Annotated in this window: 12 protein-coding genes; 6 read left to right on the forward strand and 6 right to left on the reverse strand. The window is 74.9% G+C overall.

Annotated features, from left to right (window positions below):
- Positions 1 to 110 precede the first annotated feature (110 nt).
- Together ACYVGT_RS03730 and ACYVGT_RS03735 are read right to left on the reverse strand one after the other, a co-directional pair.
- The gene (locus ACYVGT_RS03730) at positions 111 to 1,853 is read right to left on the reverse strand and encodes a bifunctional 3'-5' exonuclease/DNA polymerase (protein WP_460854954.1); all 1,743 of its coding nucleotides are present in this window, start codon (positions 1,851 to 1,853) and stop codon (positions 111 to 113) included.
- Between the two features lie 1,022 nt (positions 1,854 to 2,875).
- The gene (locus ACYVGT_RS03735; RefSeq protein WP_460854955.1) at positions 2,876 to 3,403 is read right to left on the reverse strand and encodes a MarR family winged helix-turn-helix transcriptional regulator; all 528 of its coding nucleotides are present in this window, start codon (positions 3,401 to 3,403) and stop codon (positions 2,876 to 2,878) included.
- Between the two features lie 62 nt (positions 3,404 to 3,465).
- On the opposite strand from ACYVGT_RS03735, the gene ACYVGT_RS03740 reads away from it, so the two are divergent.
- Positions 3,466 to 4,674 carry an FAD-dependent oxidoreductase gene (locus ACYVGT_RS03740; protein ID WP_460854956.1) on the forward strand — a complete coding sequence of 403 codons (1,209 nt, stop codon included), beginning with the start codon at positions 3,466 to 3,468 and terminating at the stop codon, positions 4,672 to 4,674.
- Between the two features lie 150 nt (positions 4,675 to 4,824).
- Here the strand turns inward: ACYVGT_RS03740 and ACYVGT_RS03745 are convergent, their stop codons facing one another.
- Entirely contained in the window at positions 4,825 to 5,727 is a 903-nt protein-coding gene (locus ACYVGT_RS03745) for a 2-hydroxyacid dehydrogenase (protein ID WP_460854957.1), read from the reverse strand.
- 136 nt (positions 5,728 to 5,863) lie between these two features.
- On the reverse strand, positions 5,864 to 6,688 hold the full coding sequence (locus ACYVGT_RS03750) for a TrmH family RNA methyltransferase (RefSeq protein ID WP_460854958.1): 825 nt from the start codon (positions 6,686 to 6,688) through the stop codon (positions 5,864 to 5,866).
- A 111-nt stretch (positions 6,689 to 6,799) separates the two neighbouring features.
- Between ACYVGT_RS03750 and ACYVGT_RS03755 the strand changes: the two genes are divergently transcribed.
- Positions 6,800 to 7,639, forward strand: a complete 840-nt coding sequence (locus tag ACYVGT_RS03755) for an aminoglycoside adenylyltransferase domain-containing protein (protein WP_460854959.1) — start codon at positions 6,800 to 6,802, stop codon at positions 7,637 to 7,639.
- Between the two features lie 90 nt (positions 7,640 to 7,729).
- Here the strand turns inward: ACYVGT_RS03755 and ACYVGT_RS03760 are convergent, their stop codons facing one another.
- Entirely contained in the window at positions 7,730 to 8,266 is a 537-nt protein-coding gene (locus ACYVGT_RS03760; protein WP_460854960.1) for a hypothetical protein, read from the reverse strand.
- Between the two features lie 361 nt (positions 8,267 to 8,627).
- Between ACYVGT_RS03760 and ACYVGT_RS03765 the strand changes: the two genes are divergently transcribed.
- The 4 genes from ACYVGT_RS03765 (at position 8,628) to ACYVGT_RS03780 (ending at position 15,736) form a co-directional block, all read left to right on the forward strand.
- Positions 8,628 to 10,400: a substrate-binding and VWA domain-containing protein gene (locus ACYVGT_RS03765; protein WP_460854961.1), complete on the forward strand. Its 1,773-nt coding sequence runs from the start codon at positions 8,628 to 8,630 to the stop codon at positions 10,398 to 10,400.
- A 307-nt stretch (positions 10,401 to 10,707) separates the two neighbouring features.
- A complete protein-coding gene (locus ACYVGT_RS03770) occupies positions 10,708 to 12,585 on the forward strand; it encodes a substrate-binding and VWA domain-containing protein (protein ID WP_460854962.1) in 1,878 nt (625 codons plus the stop codon).
- A 334-nt stretch (positions 12,586 to 12,919) separates the two neighbouring features.
- Positions 12,920 to 13,660: a hypothetical protein gene (locus ACYVGT_RS03775; RefSeq protein ID WP_460854963.1), complete on the forward strand. Its 741-nt coding sequence runs from the start codon at positions 12,920 to 12,922 to the stop codon at positions 13,658 to 13,660.
- Between the two features lie 51 nt (positions 13,661 to 13,711).
- The gene (locus tag ACYVGT_RS03780) at positions 13,712 to 15,736 is read left to right on the forward strand and encodes a hypothetical protein (RefSeq protein ID WP_460854964.1); all 2,025 of its coding nucleotides are present in this window, start codon (positions 13,712 to 13,714) and stop codon (positions 15,734 to 15,736) included.
- Between the two features lie 176 nt (positions 15,737 to 15,912).
- On the opposite strand, the gene ACYVGT_RS03785 is transcribed toward ACYVGT_RS03780, so the two are convergent.
- Positions 15,913 to 16,371, reverse strand: coding sequence for a hypothetical protein (locus ACYVGT_RS03785; protein WP_460854965.1), 459 nt, complete (start codon positions 16,369 to 16,371; stop codon positions 15,913 to 15,915).
- Positions 16,372 to 16,533: the final 162 nt, after the last annotated feature.

A 16,533-nucleotide genomic window follows, 5' to 3' on the forward strand; every position in this document is an offset into this window, starting at 1 on the left:
TTCTCTGCGCCCGCCACCCGCCCGGATACGCGCCGCGCGGCATTCTCCATCCGCCCTTCCGTCCACTTCCCGCCTCCGCTGCAGAAACGACGGCGGCCAACCGGCGCCGGTCACGGCGGGGCGGCGCTGTGCGGCCCCGCCTCCTCCACCGGGTCCTCGCCCACAGCATCCGGATCGACGTCTGTGCTGGTGCCGGCATCGGCGTCCGCGTAGCGCTGGACCGCGGCGATATCGAGGGGGAAGCGGACCGGTGTCGCACCGAACATGACCTGCCCGGCCTCGTCCGCCGCCGCGGTGAGCAGCGCTACTGCGCCGTCCACCGCGTCCTCCGGAACGTGCAGGAGGAGCTCGTCGTGCTGGAAGAGGACGAGTTCGGCGCCGGGGACCCCGGCGAGGGAACGGCGGACGGCGGCCATGAACACCAGCGCCCATTCGGCGGCGCTCGCCTGGACGACGAAGTTGCGGGTGAACCGGCCGCGGGAGCGCGCGGCCGGCCCCGCACCCGGCCCGCCGCCGACGACCGCTGCGCTCCACTGCTCAGACGGCGGCGGGCCCGCGCGGCCCAGCCAGGAGCGGACGGTGCGCCCGCGCTCGCCGTCGGCGGCCGCCCGCTCCAGCAGCGCCGACGCGTCCGGGAAGGTCCGGTAGAGCGTGGTGAGCAGCGGCGCCGCGTCGCCGCCGGTCTGCCCGTACATGGCGGCGAGGAGCCCGATCTTGGCGCGCTGCCGGTCGCCGAAGTCGGCGCCCAGCGTCGCGTAGAGGTCGTCGGCACCGGCCGCCCGGGCCAGCCCGGGGTCGCCGGAGACCGCGGCGAGGATGCGCGGCTCCAGCTGGCCCGCATCGGCGGTGACCAGCCGGTGTCCGGGCTCGGCGGCGATGGCCGACCGCAGCGCCTTGGGGATCTGCAGCGCCCCGCCGCCGCGTGTCGCCCACCGCCCCGAGACGACGCCGCCGACCACGTAGTCGGGGTGGAACCGGCCGCCGCGGACCCAGGTGTCGAGCCACTGCCAGCCATGTGCGGCGTGCAGCCGGGCGAGTTCCTTGTAGCGCAGCAGGAGCGGCACAGCGGGGTGGTCGATCCGGCGCAGCGCGTGCGCCCGGGTGCTCGCCAGTTCGACGCCGGCGTCGGCGAAGGCGGCGATGAGCTGGGCCGGGGAGTCCGGGTTGACGTCGCGGCCGAACTCCGCGGCGATCGCCTGCGCGAGCCGCGCGAGCTCGGGCGGGCCGGCGCCGCCGGCCGGGCGCGCACCGAGGTGGGCGGTGAGGATGCGGTCGTGCTCGGCCGGGTCCCAGGGGACTCCGGTGCGGTGCATCTCCGTCGCAGCCAGCGCGCCGGCCGACTCCACCGCGCACAGCAGCGCGAACGCGCCCGGATCGGGGAGGGCGGCGCAACGCCGGCGCTGGTCGGCGTGGACCTCGGCGAGGGCGCCGAGGCGGTCGGCTCCGGCGGGCAGCGTCGAGGTGTCGGCGGCGAACAGCGCCGGCTGCTCGTCCCCTCCGGCGGCGCGCGGCAGCCGGTCGTCGGGGACGGCGCGGCCGTGCAGCCGCGCCCAGGCGGCGCCCAGCCCGCGGGGCTCACCGAATCGGTCCTCGCGGCCCAGCAGCAGCGCCTCGACCAGGGCTGCGTCGTGGCAGCGGTCGACGCGCACACCGGCCGCCAGCAGCTCCGGGTAGACGTCAGCGGTGTCGGCCCACACCCAGCGGACGGGACCGTCCGCGACGGCCGACCGCTCAGCGACGGCGGAGGCGAGGTCACCGGTCCGGATCTCGGGCCCCGGACGGTCGTCCGGGCGGTCGCCGAGCTCACGGTAGCTCCCGCCCCCGCTGCCGTCTGCCACCACCGCGATCCGCACGGCCCCACTCTCCCCCGGCCCCGGCCTGCTCCGCCCCCCAACACCCCGGATGCGGCGCCCGGGGGACCCGGACTCCGTCCGCACCGCCGTCCGGCCGCCGACGCTCCAGCGCACTGCCTTCTGCCCGCATCCTGCCCGGGACCACCGACAGGTGCCCCCTGGAGCCCGCCATCCGCACAGCGGCCCCCACCGCCGCACACGCCGCGCAGACCAGCCGGCCCGCCAGCGCACTGCCTTACGCCAGGCACCTGCACGACTCCGCCCCCGCCGCCGCGCCGGACTGCGCGCCCTCAACCGCACCTCCGCGCAGGTCAGAGCGGGTCCGGGTCCGACCTCGGCTGGGGCGGTGCCCTCGGCCTGCAGACGCGTCGGCACCCCCTGGGGGCGCCGACGGGCGGCCCCTCCACCCGCAGCGGAGTCCCCGAGACACACCACTGCAGGCCAACCCCAGCGGCCGACCCCTGATTCAGGAGTGGCCTCGGGGCGCGACACGCGGTTCCCGGCCGGCCTGCCACCGGCCCGCCGACCGACCAGCGCCGAGACGGCGCCGCCTGTTCCGCCCGCAACCGGCACCGCGCCGAGGCGCAGTGACGGCAGCCCCGCTCCGTCCGTCTGGGCAGCGGCTCCACCAGGAGCGCCGTGCAGGTCGATCCGCATCCCCGTGCAGGCTCCGATTCGGCGGTCGCGCCGGTCCGCAGGAGCGCCGGGGAGACTGCGCTCGGGCCCGCCGACAGGCCAGGCGCCGAAGAGCGCCCCTCCTCCCTCCGCACCAATAGCAGGCGACGGCTGCCCATCCGCACAGATCAGCCTCCGTTCGCGGACTGGCCTGACGGTTCGCCGCTGGCCGCTCTGCCTCGCTACGCCCCACCCGAATCAACCGCCGCCCGCCCACCGGCCGACCGGCGCTGTTCGGCACGCTCCACCTCGGCCCTCGTCCTGCGCGGCGCCGGCGATCCGGTGCCGCGCCGAAAGCAGCCCGGCGCACGCGCATCTGAAGCGCAGCTGCGCAACCGCCGCGCAGATCAGCCCCCGTCCGCGGGCCGGCCCTCCAACTCGGCGGTGGCCTCGGTCTGCAGGCGCGCCGACTCTTCGAGGAAGCCCGCGATCAGGGTGAGCTCGGTGTCGGAGTAGCCGGAGCAGAGGGCGTCGAGGCGGCGGAGCAGGCCGTCGAAGGCACCGTCGGCCTGCGGCAGCGCGCCGATCTCGACGAGGACGCGCCTGCGGTCGGCGCCGTCCCGGTGGCGGCGGAGCAGGCCGCGGCCCTCCAGGCGGTCGAGGACACCGGTGATCGAGGCCGGCTTCAGGCCCGAGCGGCGGACCAGCTCGCCGGCGGTGAGCGGGCCGTGCGCCTGCACCAGGCCCATCACCTTCCAGTCGCTGGCGCCCATGCCGAGCCGGGAGCTCAGGGCGGTGTGGAAGAGGACCGCGGCGTCGCTCATCCCGCGCCCCGCATCCCTGATGCGCGCCAGGATCTCGTCCCGCTCCCCTGCTGGGCCGCGCTCTTCCGCTGCACGGCCCGGGCCGCTCGCCGGCCGGTCGGATTGCTCCATTGACGGTTGCGCCCTTCGCGATTATATTTCTTTCGTACGAACTAAATAATACAGGAGTCGCCATGAAGGTCCTCATCGCCGGCGGCGGCATCGCCGGACCGGTCACCGCCACCGCACTCGCCCGAGCCGGGATCGACGCCCGCGTCGCCGAAGCCCGGCCGGGGCCCGACGCCGGCGGCAGCTTCCTCACCCTCGCACCGAACGGCCTCGCCGTCCTCGACACCCTGGGCCTGCTGGAGCCCGTCCTGGCGGCGGCCGTCTGCCCCACCAGCGCCATCGAGTTCAGCAACGGCGCCGGGCGCCGCCTCGGCACGATCGACGACGGGTCCGCCGAGCTCGGCGCCGACCTGCAGTCCCGGACGCTGATGCGGAGCGCGCTCAACGCGCGCCTCGCCGAGGGGGCGGCCGCCCAGGGCGTCAGCATCGACTACGAGCGCCGGCTGGCCGGGGTGGAGGACCACGGCCCCGACGGGGTCACCGCCGTCTTCGCGGACGGCTCCCGCGAGCACGCCGACGTGCTGCTCGGCGCCGACGGCCTGCACTCCCCCGTCCGCCGTGCAATGGATCCCGGAGCGCCGGCGCCCTCCTACACGGGCCTGCTCAACTTCGGCGGGACCGCGCCGGCCGACGGGGTACCGCCGACGCCGCCGGCCACCACCCGGATGATGTTCGGCCGCCGCGCGTTCTTCGGGCACTTCGTGCACGGCGGCACCGCCTACTGGTTCGTCAACGCGCCCCACCCGGAGCTGGACCGGAGCGACCCCACCGGCCTGGAAGAATGGCGCGCCCACCTGCTCGGGCTGTTCGACGGCGACCAGCCCGCGGTCTCCCGCATCCTGCGCGCGGCCCCGGACGACAGCTTCACCCCGTTCGGGGTGTACGACATCGCAACGCTGCCCCGCTGGAGCAGCGGGCACATCGGCCTGGTCGGCGACGCCGCGCACGCGGTCTCCTCCTCCAGTGGGCAGGGCGCTTCGCTGGCCCTTGAAGACGCGGTGACCGTTGCGCGCTGCCTGCGCGACATCGGCGACCCGGCCGAGGCCCTGCGCACCTACGAGGGGCTGCGGCGCGACCGGGTCGAGCGCATCGTCGCCGAAGGGCGCCGCCGGGGCAACGACAAGCTCGCCGCCGGCCGTGTCCAGGTCTTCCTGCGCGACCTCATGCTGCCGCTGGTGTTCCGGCTGATCGCGGCGCGGAAGGGCCACGCATGGATGTTCGACCACCGGACCGACTTCGACGCCCCGGTGGCCGCGGCATCCGCCGCGCGCTGACCGGGCGCCCCGGTGCCGCACAGCGGCAGTGTCCTCGGCGCCCCGTCCCGCGGCGGCCGCCTGAGTCAGGCATCGCTCCGGGAGGGGGGAGCGGCGCAGGCCGCCGGGCCCCTGGGCCCGCAGCCGGGCCGCCCCCGGAGGCGGCCCTCTTCAGCGGCCGCCGGACACCACGTTCGCGAGCGGTTCGCCCGCGCCCCAGCGGCGCAACTGGGCGTCGACGAAGGAGCGCGCAGCGGGATAGAAGGCGTCCGAGCCGCCGGCCACGTGCGGCGTGACGAGGACGCCCGGCGCGTTCCACAGCGGGTGGGACGAGGGCAGCGGCTCGGGTTCGGTGACGTCCAGGGCCGCGCGCACCCGCCCCTTCTCGGCGAGCAGCGCGGCGGTGTCCAGGATCGGTCCGCGGCCCACGTTCACGACGAGTGCGTCATCGCGGAGAAGCGCCAGTTCCGCCGCGCCCATCAGTCCGCGCGTCTGCTCGGTCAGCGGCGTCACCAGCACCACGATGTCGGCCTCCGGCAGCAGCCGGTGCAGGTCGCCGATCGCGTGCACGTCCTCCTCCGGGCGCGCGCGGCGCGCCACGCGCACCACCTCGCACTCGCTGGCCAGTAGGCGCCGCTCGATCGCCGCGCCGATGCTGCCGTAGCCGACGATCAGCACCCGCGACCCGGCGAGCGAGCGCGTGTAGTGCGGGTTCCACGCGTGCGCGGCCTGGTCTCGGGACCACTGCGGGAAGTCGCGCTGGGAGGCGAGCATGAGCGCGAGGGCGTGCTCGGCGGTGCTGGCGTCGTGCAGGCCGCGGCCGTTGGCGAGCACGACGCCCTCGGGAAGCACGTCGAGCACGTTCTCGTAGCCGGCCGTCAGCAGCTGCACGGTCTGCAGCCGGGGCATGCGCTCCAGCAGGTCGGTCCGCTGGCCGAGGCCGTAGGGCATGACGTAGAAGACCACGTCATCCAGGCCCTCCGGGTCGCCTTCCCCGTCGAAGAGCACCCCGTCCATCCCCGCGGGGACGCTGCTGAGGTTCTGCTCCCAGGGCACCAGTACCCGGTCCGCCATATCCGCCTCCTGCTCTGCTGCACGCGCCGTTGCGCGGCCCGGCCGTGCCGTTGCACGGCTGACCGGCCGCGCTGGGAAGTTACCAGGAGCGCCGGAGCGCGCCGCCGGTCAGGGGCGCACCGAGCGGCGCCTCAGCTCACGCCGCCTGCCCCTGATGCCGCACCAGTTCGTAGCAGGCGATGGCCGCCGCGGCGGTCACGTTGAACGAGTCGACGTCGCGCCCGGCCATCGGGATCCGCACGCGCTGCCCGGCGGCGGCCATCCAGTGCGGCGAGAGGCCGTCGCCCTCGGTTCCCAGCAGCAGCGCGGTGGGCGCTCCGGGGGCCTCGGCCAGCGCCGGCCCGATCGGCACCGAATCGGGCGCGGGGGTGAGGGCCAGCGTGCGGAATCCGCGTTCGCGCAGCCGGGCGGGCCCGGTGTACCAGTCGTCGATCCGGGCGTAGGGCAGCGTGAACACCGCCCCCATGGCGACCTTCACCGAGCGCCGGTAGAGCGGATCGGCGCACCGCGGCGACAGCAGTACCGCGTCGACGCCGAGCCCGGCGGCGCTGCGGAAGATCGCGCCCACGTTGGTGTGGTCCACGATGTCCTCCAGCACCACCACGCTGCGCGCACCGTCCAGGACGGCGTCGACTGGCGCGGGCGCGGGGCGGTGGAACGACGCCATGGCGCCGCGGTGCAGGTGGAAGCCGACCAGGCCGCGCGCCACGTCCTCGGACACGATGTAGAGCGGAACACCGCTGTCGGCGAGAACGTCGTCCAGCAGGTCCCTCCGCCGCTCGGTCAGCAGCACCGACCGCGGCGCATACCCGGCCGCAAGCGCCCGCCGGATCACCCGGTCCCCCTCGGCCATGAACAGCCCGCGCTCACTCTCCAGGCTCTTGCGCAGGCTCACGTCCCGCAGCCGGACATAGTCGTCCAGCCGCGGGTCAGCGGGATCCTCGATCACGATGGGGTGCATGACCCCCCATTCTCCCCGATGCCTTGCGCCGGGCAGACCGCGCCGGTATTCCGGTGTGCAGGCAGACCCGCCTGGAACGGGGTCCAGAACGAGCAGCAGTGGAGGCGGAGCTTGCACCGGAACGGCCCGCACGGTCAGCAGTGGCCGGACTGCGATGCCGAGGCCCGGGAGCGGGTGGCGGAGGTGGCCGAGGCGGCCGCATCCCTCACCCCGGACTCCTACCTCGGCACGTATCTCCACGGCTCACTGGCGACCGGCTGCTACTACCCGCCGAAGAGCGACATCGACCTGCTCGTTGTGGTGTCAAGACCGCTGTCCCCAGCCGAGCGCAGGCACGCGGCCCTGTCCGTCGCAACGAGCGAAGAGGCACGCCGCCCGGTCGGAGGCATCGAGATGACCGCCATCACGGCCGATACGGCTGCCACCCCTCCGCAGACCCCGCCGTATGAGGTGCAGTACTCCCCCGGCTGGCACCGGCGCATCCTGTCCGACAGCGTCGACTGGACAGCGGCCGGAGAGGACGGCGACCTCTCGGCGCACCTGGCCATGGCGGGCCGCCGCGGCATAGCGGTCGACGGCCCGCCGGTCTCCGAGGTCTTCGGCCCCGTTGCGTGGTCTGACTACACCGCCGCGGTCCTCGCGGACTTCGACTGGATCACCGCGGAGCAGGGCATCCTCGAATCGCCGTTCTACGGCATCCTCAACATCTGCCGGACGCTGGAACTGCTCTCGGGAACAGACCGCAACGTGCTCAGCAAGGAGGAAGGCGCCCTCTGGGCCCTCTCCCACCTGCCCGAAGAACACCACCCCGCCATCCAGCAGGCCCTGCGCGCCTACCGCTCAGCACTGCCAGTGCCACCCGAGCAGCGCATAACCAACGGCGAGTCCTGGGACCGCAACGCGCTGCTCGCCCTGTGCCGCTTCGCCCGATCGGCTGCACCGCGCGCCTAACGGCAGCAGCACGTACCGGTGCATAAGGCTCGCGCACACATTCGCCCGCCGAAGCTGTCCGCGGCCGGTGGGTCCGGCGGGAAACGCTGACTACTCCATCGGGTCGGTCAGCGGGCGGAGGCGCTGCCAGCGGGCCTCTTCGCAGGAGTCTTCGCGGGTGAGGGCGGTGTCGACTTCTTCGCCGTCCCACTCGCCGGAGATGACGGCCTCGCCCGGGCCGTAGACGCGGTCGTCCTCGCAGACGGCGCCGCCCGGCACCTCGTCGAAGAGGCCGCCGGACTCCTCGGCGCGCAGTTCGTCGGCGACAGCGGCCAGCTCGCGGCAGAGGTCGGAGTCGTCGACGGCGTCGCCGGTGCAGGTGAGGTTCTGGATGTAGGCGCGGTCCTCGGAGGAGACCTGGATCTGGAGGCGGCCGGTGGGCGCGTCGACGGCGCTGGGAGCAGTGTCGGCCACCGTGTTGGGGCCGCCCGCAGCGGAGGGCTGCGCCGCCGCCTGCGGCACTGGGGAGGACACCAGTGCTGCACCCGCGACGAGTGCCCAGGTGAGCGCGCCGCCGGCGCACAGGCCGGCGAGCACCGTACTGCTATGGGCCCGGGAGGACCAGGAACGGGGGTTCCGCTTCGCCATATCCGCCACTCTAAGAAGTCGGCTCTTTACTCGGCTCGTCGTACGGCGGAGGGGCCGCCGCAGCCCGCCTCATCGCGGATCTCCCCCTTGAGACGCCGTATGTGCGGCTGCCGTTCGCGTCCGTTTCGAGGGGCGGACACGCGCGGCGCCGGTTACGGCGCTCTCTCCGCGAGGTTTGGGCATGGACCGATCACGCATCTTAACCACGATCACCGCGGGCGGTCACACTCGCGCCCCGGCTGCCGCGTGCGGCCCGGTGGCCGCACCGGGTGACCCGGTCCTCTTCTCCCCTTGGCTACCAGGCAGTAAGGTCGCGTCGAACACGCGCAAACCGCCGGTTTCTGTACCCCCCGGAGAAAATGTGTCCAGCGGCCGACACCGTATCGAGCGGCGCCCATGGCGCAACCGCTCCCGCAGCAGCGCCCCCGCTCCCCCCGCGGAAGGGCGCAGTGTGCTGCGCTCCCCGATGGGGATCGCCGCGATCGCGGTGGCCGCAATCGTCGCGCTCAGCATCGCCGTGCCGCTGGGGCTGCGCTGGGCCGGCTGCGGCGAAACCCGCTACCTGCGCGTCTCCAGCACGCAGAGCATGGCGCCGATCGTGCGCGAGGCCGCCGAGGAGTTCAACTCCGCCGGCCACTCCTACGGCGGCGTGTGCGTCTACGCCCAGGCCGACGAGACCGCGCCGCACCGCATCATGACCGAGCTCGCCGGCGGCGGCGTCGCCGGGAACACGGCCAGCACCAGCGCGGTCCGCCCCGACGTGTGGATCCCGGAGTCCTCGGCGTGGGTCGAGCTGACGCGCGTCTCCGAGACCGGCGCGCAGAGCATCGAGACGGCGCCCCGCTCACTGGCCAGCTCCCCCGTCGTGCTCGCCGCACCCGAGGACGCCAAGGGGATCCCGGCGCCGGACGAGGCCGACTGGGACCTGGTCCTGCCCGGTGAGCGCGAGCCGGAGCGGCCGCTGGTGATGGTCGACCCCAACCGCGGGGTGGAGGGCATGGCCGCGATGAACGCGGTCCGCTCCGCGCTGGGCACCGGTGACCAGGCCGACGCCGACGTCACCGACTTCGTGCGCGACGTCCAGCTAGACACCGCGTTCGGTGAACTCGACCCCGCCGCGGCCTTTCCGTCCTCCGGCGCCGGCACGGCGCCGCTCGCCGTCCTGCCGGAGCAGGCGGTGGCCGACTTCAACGGGCGCTCCCCCGAGACCCCGCTGGAGGCCCTCTACCCCGAGGACGGCACCGTCCTGCTCGACTACCCCTACGTCAGCACCGGCGAGGAGGAGTGGTCCCGGGCGGCAGCCGACGACCTCTATTCCGTCCTCACCGGCGACCAGTACCAGGAGCGGTTGCGCGACTCCGGCTTCCGCGCCCCCGACGGGACCGCGCCGGCCGCGCTGGAGGAGCGCCCCGGCATCGACCCGGATGTCCCGGAGACGCACGACCGGCTCACCGGCGACGCGCTTTTGGCGTCGCTGGACGACTGGAACCGGCTGTCCATGCAGTCGCGCACCATGGTCCTCGCCGACGTGTCGGCGGCCATGGAGGCCGACCTGAACGGCGGCCCCTCCCGGATGGAGGTCACCCGCGACGCCGCGGAGCTGGGCCTCCAGCTCTTCCCCGACGAGACCGACATGGGCCTGTGGCTGATGTCGGACCGCAACGGCGCGGAGGGCCGGGAGAGCGGCGCCACGCTCGGCCCGCTGGGCGACGCCCCCGGCGAAAGCGGGCAGACCCGCCGCGAGCAGCTGCAGAACGTCGCCGCGGACATCGAGGCCGCCGGCGGCGGCTCGCGGCTCTACGACAACATCCTCGACGCCTACCGCGAGGTGCAGGAGGGCTACGACGAAGACCGCATCAACTCCGTCATCGTGCTGACCGCCGGCGAGGACGGCGGCTCCAGCGACATCAGCCACGACGAGCTCGTGGCCGAGCTGCAGGACCGCTTCGACCCCGAGCGCCCGGTCACCATGTTCATCATCGCCTTCGGCGAGCAGGCCGAGCGCGCCGAACTGGAGCAGATCGCCTCCGCCACCAGCGGCACGCTGTCGGTCACTGACGACGCGGCCGAAATCGGCGACATCTTCCTCAGCTCGATCTCGCGCCGCCTGTGCGTGCCCGACTGCGACGGGTGACGGCCGCCGCGGCGCCCCTGCCCCGGCGCCGCGGCACAGCACCACACCCCGGCCCCTGCCCCGGCCGCCCCCACCAGCACTGACGACATCCCCTGCGCGGCAGGGACCGCGGCTTCCGGCAGGGGCCGCAGACCGGTCCGGCCGCCGGGCAGCTCCGGCCTCCCGGGGAGCGAACTGCACCGAAGCCCCCGTTTCCCCCCATTTCGGCCTCCGCTACCCTTCCGAAACACCCGATTACGGCTCCATCCTCCCCCGGGAGCCCTCCGACCGGACCCGCCTCCCGATCGAGTACACGACGAGGACCACCTTGGGACGCCATCGCGGAAACCACGAAGACGACAGCGCTTCAGCCCCTGACGCCGCCGGCGCCGCCTCCTCCGGGGCGTCCGGCGGAGGCGGCGCGGGCCGATCCCGCCGCGCCGCCGGCGCGGGCGGCGGGCGCCCCGAGGGCCGCACCCGGCGCCGGCGCCGCGGAGGCGCCATCGCCGCGATAGCGGCGGCCTGCGCCATAGTCCTCGCTGTCGGCCTGACCGGGACCTACATCTTCATCAGCGAGAGCGGCTGCAGCGGCACCGACATCACCCTCGACGTCGCCGTCAGCCCGGAGATGGCCGCGCCCGCGCAGGCGGTCGCCCAGAGCTTCAACGAGGCCGACCACGCGGTCGACGGCCAGTGCGTCCGCGCCGAGGTGAGCGGCGCCGAGCCGGCCGACGTCGCCTACGGCATCACCGGCGGCGGCCCCACCATGGGCGACACCGATTCCCAGGTGTGGATCCCCGACTCGTCGCTGTGGGTCTCCTTCGTCCAGGAGCAGGCGGGCAAGGGCGGCGTCACCGACACCGGCACCTCCATCGCGTCCTCTCCGCTGGTTCTGGCCCAGCCCGCGGACAGCGAGGGCGGCGGCGAGGACAAGGACAAGGCGTCCTGGTCGACACTGGTGCCCACCTCGGCCCCGTCCGGCGGCTCCGGCGGCACCGACGTCCGCCTCGTGGATCCGGTGCGCAGCTCCTCCGGTCTGGCGACGCTCGCGCTGATCTCCGCCGCCATCGACGACGGCGACCAGGAGGGCCGCCCCCAGCTCGTCGCGGCGCTGCAGTCCCTGCAGAAGGGCGCGACGCCGAACGAGGAGGCCGCGTTCGAGGCGTTCGCCAAGCAGAGCGCCAAGGGCGGCGACGACCCGGTGCTGGTGCTGTCCGAGCAGGCCGCGCTGCGCTACAACGCCGCCCACACCGACGCCCCCGCGGAGGTCGGCTACCCGGAGAGCGGCTCCTACAACCTCGACTACCCCTACGTGACCCGCACCGACGACCCGCTCACCACGCGGGCCGCCGAGGTGTTCCGCGCCGCCCTCACCGACGCCTCCGCCCAGGACCGCTTCCTGGAGGAGGGCTTCCGCACCGCCGACGGCAGCGCCGACCCCGAGGTCCTCACCGAGGACATGGGCTTCTCCGAGAAGGCACCGGAGAGCCTGCCCACGCCGAGCAGCGGCACCATCCAGAGCCTCACCCAGGCCTGGAACCAGTTCAAGCTCGGCACCCGGCTGCTCACCATCATCGACGTGTCCGGATCGATGCTGGAGCAGGTGCCGGGCACCGGCGCCACCCGCATGCAGGTGATGACCAGCGCCGCGCAGGAAGGGCTCACCCTGTTCCCCGAGGACACCGAGCTCGGGATCTGGGAGTTCTCGGTGGGCCTCGACGGCGACCTGGACCACCGCGAGCGGCTGCCCATCGCCGAGCTCGGCAGCGAGGGCTCCGGCGGCGGCACCCACGAGCAGGACATCGCCGGCGACCTCTCCGAGATCGAGCCGGTGTCCGACGGCGACACCGGCCTGTACGACACCTACCTGGCGGCGTACCGGGAGATGATGAACTCCTACAAGTCGGACCGGGTCAACGCGATCCTCATGCTCACCGACGGCAACGACGACGACCCCGACGGCATCTCGCTCAAGCAGCTCGCCTCCGCCATCGAGGAGGAGGGGTCGCCGAACCACCCGATCCCGGTGTTCACCATCGCCTTCGGCCCCAACATCGACCTGGAGCCGATGAAGAAGGTCGCCGAGCTGACCGGCGGCGAGGCCTACCAGACCGAGGACCCGTCCAAGATCGGCGACATCTTCCTGCAGGCGTTCTCCCAGCGCCTGGAGGGCGCCGGCGGAACCGCGGGCGCAGGCGGCTCCTGAGGGGCCGTGCCCCCCGGCGCGGCCCGGGGCGGCGCGCAGCACGGCCCGCAGCGGCGGCGCCGTGCCGCTCCGCCGCCGCGGGCCGGCGCCGTTCCGGGCGCGGAGCCGCACGGAACCCGTTCTGCTCCCCCGCCGCCGCCCGTCCCGTGCGTTTGCGCAGCCCCGTGACGCATCGGGGCCGCCCGGAAGCCCTGGGTGAGCGCCCGCTCCGTCCGCATCCGTAGAGATCCCACCCGATACAACCCCCTTCCCCCCGTCATCGGGCCTATGGACTTTGCCCGCGCGCTCGCGTACCCAGAAGGTTGGTTGTGCTGTGGATTGAAGGGTGGCGGCCGTGGCCGACGCATGGATGCCGGGGGCGGGACGGGTCAAGCATTCCTTCACCCCCGGCGGACCTTTCCTCGGGGGCGCTCCGCGCGCGGTGTGGCGGACCACCGGCACCGACCCCCGCTCCCTCTCCGCCCGGTCCGTCGCCCAGCGCCTCGACGGCGACGGGCGGTCCGCCCACATCGTCTGGAACCCCCTGCACGGCGACGTGGCCCAGCTGCTGCCGGCGACCGCCCCGGCCACCGGCCAGCTCGCCTCGTTCGCGCCGGCCAGCGCCGCGCTGCCCTCGGACCGCAGCACCGACGCCGCCCGCGAGGGCCGCACCTGCCTGGTGATCGTGGTGATCGGATACGTCTCGGCGCCGTTCACCGACGGCCCCCTGGAAGGCGCCGGAACCCTGCTGGAGTGGCTGGACAGCTGGGGCGTCCCGCGCACCTGGCCGGCCGGACAGCCGCCGGCGGCCGCGCGGGTTCCGGATGCTCCGCGGATCGAGCACTCCGATCCCCATGCGGTGGCGCACTGGAACCGCGGCGGACATTTCGGCGCGTCGCAGGTGCCTGGATGTCCCGATTCCGGACCTGGCGCCATCGACACGGAGCGTCTCCTCGCCGCCACTGCCGAGCACCGGGAGCCGCCCGTCCCGCCTGCGCTCCGGCCGACGCTGTCGGCCCGGCTCCCGATCGGACTGCCGGCCGTTGTCGCGCAGAGTGAGAACGGCGCACCGCCCTCGGCCCAGGCGCTCCCGTGACGGCCCGTTCCGGCTACAGCGCCGGTCCGAAAACCCCTTAGTCTGTCGGCCATGGGTGGATCGATCGAGCCAGGCTGGTACCAGGACCCGCACGGGGGCAGCGGCCTCGTCCGATGGTGGAACGGCGAGGAGTGGACGCAGCACGTCCGCGACCTCGCCGAACTCCGGGCGGCCGCCGAACCGGAGCAGAGCGGCGCCGGCGCTGACGCCGCCGGCGGCGGCGAGGACAGCGACGCGACGATTCCGCGGCACGGCGGTCTCGGCGGGGACGGATTCGGCGACGAACCGAGCACCGTCCGCATCGCGCCGTCCGCACCCGGCGGCGCTGGGAGCACCAGCGGCCCGGACGCCGGCGCGGTCGGCGACGAGCCGAGCACGATGCGCATCGACCCGGCGGACCGCGCCGCGGCCCTCCGCGGCGCCGCCGGCCCGCCGGCCGAGCCCGTCGACGAGCCCACGATCCCCCGCAGCGGCGGATTCGAGGACGGCCCCGGCACGGTCCCCGTCGCACCGCCCGCCGGCGGCGCCGCGAACCCCGGCGACGACGAGCCCAGCACCATGCGCATCGATCCCCCAAGCGCGGGTGCCCCGGCGGGCCGGCCGGAGCCGGCCGCTGCGGCGTGGTCGCCGTCCGGGCCCCAGCCGCCCGCGCAGCCGGAGACCGACGAGCCCAGCACCGTCCGCATCGACCCCGCGCAGGCGCAAGCCGGCCAGGGCACCGGCGCGGTCCCCTACGAGGACGGCCCGGCCACCGCCCGCGTCTCTCCTGGCGCCACGCTCAACGTCGACCCCTTCGCCGACAACGACGAGCCCACCAACGACCTGACCGACCAGTCGCCCTCCGCGGGTGCGGCCCCGTCCGGCGGCGCGCCGGGTACCGCGGTCTACGACCCGAACGACCCCGATATCGCCGCGGCGCTCGGCGGCGCCCGGCCGGACGCGCAGGAGAGCGGCGGCAGCGGCGACGGTGAGCGCAAGGCCGGGTTCAACCGCCTCCTCGGCGACCTGCGCGAGGGCATCTCGGAGTTCGCGGGAGAGCGCAAGCAGCAGAAGGAGGAGCAGCGGCAGAAGGAGGCCGAGGAGCGGGCGGCGCAGGAGCAGCGCCGCCAGGAGGAGCAGCAGCGGCAGTACGAAGAGCAGCAGCGCCGCTACGAGGAGCAGATGCAGCAGGGCCAGGCGCCTGCGCCCGGCCAGCCGGGCGCGTTCCCGGCCGAGCCCGGCGCCGTGCCGCCCGGGGCCCCCGGCGGCCCCGGCTCGCCCGGCGGCCCGGAGCAGGCCCCGGCCGACCCGTACAGCGCTCCCTACGGCGCTCCGCAGGCTGCCGGCCCCCAGGACGCTCCCCCGCAGCCCGGCCCGCCGCAGGGGCCCGGCCTGTACCCGCCCTTCGGCGCTCCCGAAGGCCCCGGCGGCCCGGGGGCGCCCAACCCGTACGCGCCCTCCGGCCCGCAGCAGGCCGCCCCCTATGCCCCGTCCGGTCCGCAGCAGCCGCCCTTCCCGCCGGCACCGCAGCCCGGGGCGCAGTCGGGCCCCCAGCAGCCGCCCGTCCCCGGCCCCCAGTACGGCGGCCCTCCGCAGAACTTCGGCCCCTCCGGCCCGCAGCCGCCCTTCCCGGGCCCTGCGCCGCAGGGGCCGCCCGGCGGACCGGACCAGCCGCCGTTCCCAGGCGCACCCGGCCCGATGGGCCAAGGCCCCGGGTGGCCGCCGGCGAGTCCGGAGCAGCCCTACCCGGGCCCGCAGGCCGCCGGCCCCTACGGGCCGCCCGGCGGCCCCGGCCCCGGCTTCCCGCCCCCTGGTCCGGACGGCCCGCCGCAGCCCTACGGCCCGCCGGGCGGCGACCCCGGCTACGGCCCGGCTCCGTACGGGGGCCAGCCCGGAGCGCCGGGTATGCCGGGCCCCGGGGCGTCCGCCGCCAAGCCGCGCAAGAAGAAGAAGGGCGGCTGCGGGTGCTTCGGCTGCGGGCTGATGATCGTGGTGCTGGTGATCATCCTGTTCGTCGCGGCCGTGGTCCTGCAGTACACCGACACCGTCGACTTCATGTGGCTGCTGTTCGGCATCGACGTCTTCCAGTACCAGTAGCCGCACGCCGCCGGTAGCGCGCAGGCTCCCGCCGCACGGAGCCCCGCAGCATCCGGCCGCCGGGCGCGCAGAAGCCCCGGTCCCCGCACCGCTGATGCCGGGGGCCGGGGCTTTGCGCATCCCCGGCGGCGGGGCGGCCGGCGGCAGTCCCTCCGGCCGGGCCGGGTCGGGCCCGGTCAGCGCGAGTGCCGCCGCCACCGGCAGCAGCGGCCGGACCCCTTGGGCACGTCGTCGCCGACCGACAGGCTCAGCCCGGCCGCGAACAGCCAGACGTCCTTGGCCAGCGGGAGCCCCTCCTGGGTCGGGCCGAGGCTGCGGGGCTTGCGCATGCCGGGCGTGCGCAGGTACATGCCGAGCAGCCCCGCGGAGAACGCGGCCAGGCCCGCGCCAGCTGCGCGGCTGGGCACTACGGGCAGCAGCAGCGCGCTGCCCAGGGCGATCTCGCCGGCCGACAGCAGGCGCACGAACGCGGCCGGCTGGATCTTGTTCAGGAACGGGTAGGTGTTCGCCGCCATCCCGTGCAGACCGGCTGCGGTCTCGGCGTCGGCACCGCGCTTCTCTAGTCCGGAATTGAGCAGGAACGCGCCCGCTGCGGCGCGCAGCGGCACGTCCCGTGCGGAAACCGGCAAGTCCATGGGTCCTCCACTGCAGGTCGGGGCGGCGCACGACCCCTCACTGTCCGTGCACACGCCGGAACCCTGGGCATGCTAGCCGCGGAGTGCCCGTGCAGCCGAGCGACCTGCCGGTACCGCCCGGCAGAGCCGCCGGAACCGGCACCGGCCAGCGCAGCGGCCGCG

It is taken from the genome of Nocardiopsis coralliicola (assembly GCF_054779695.1).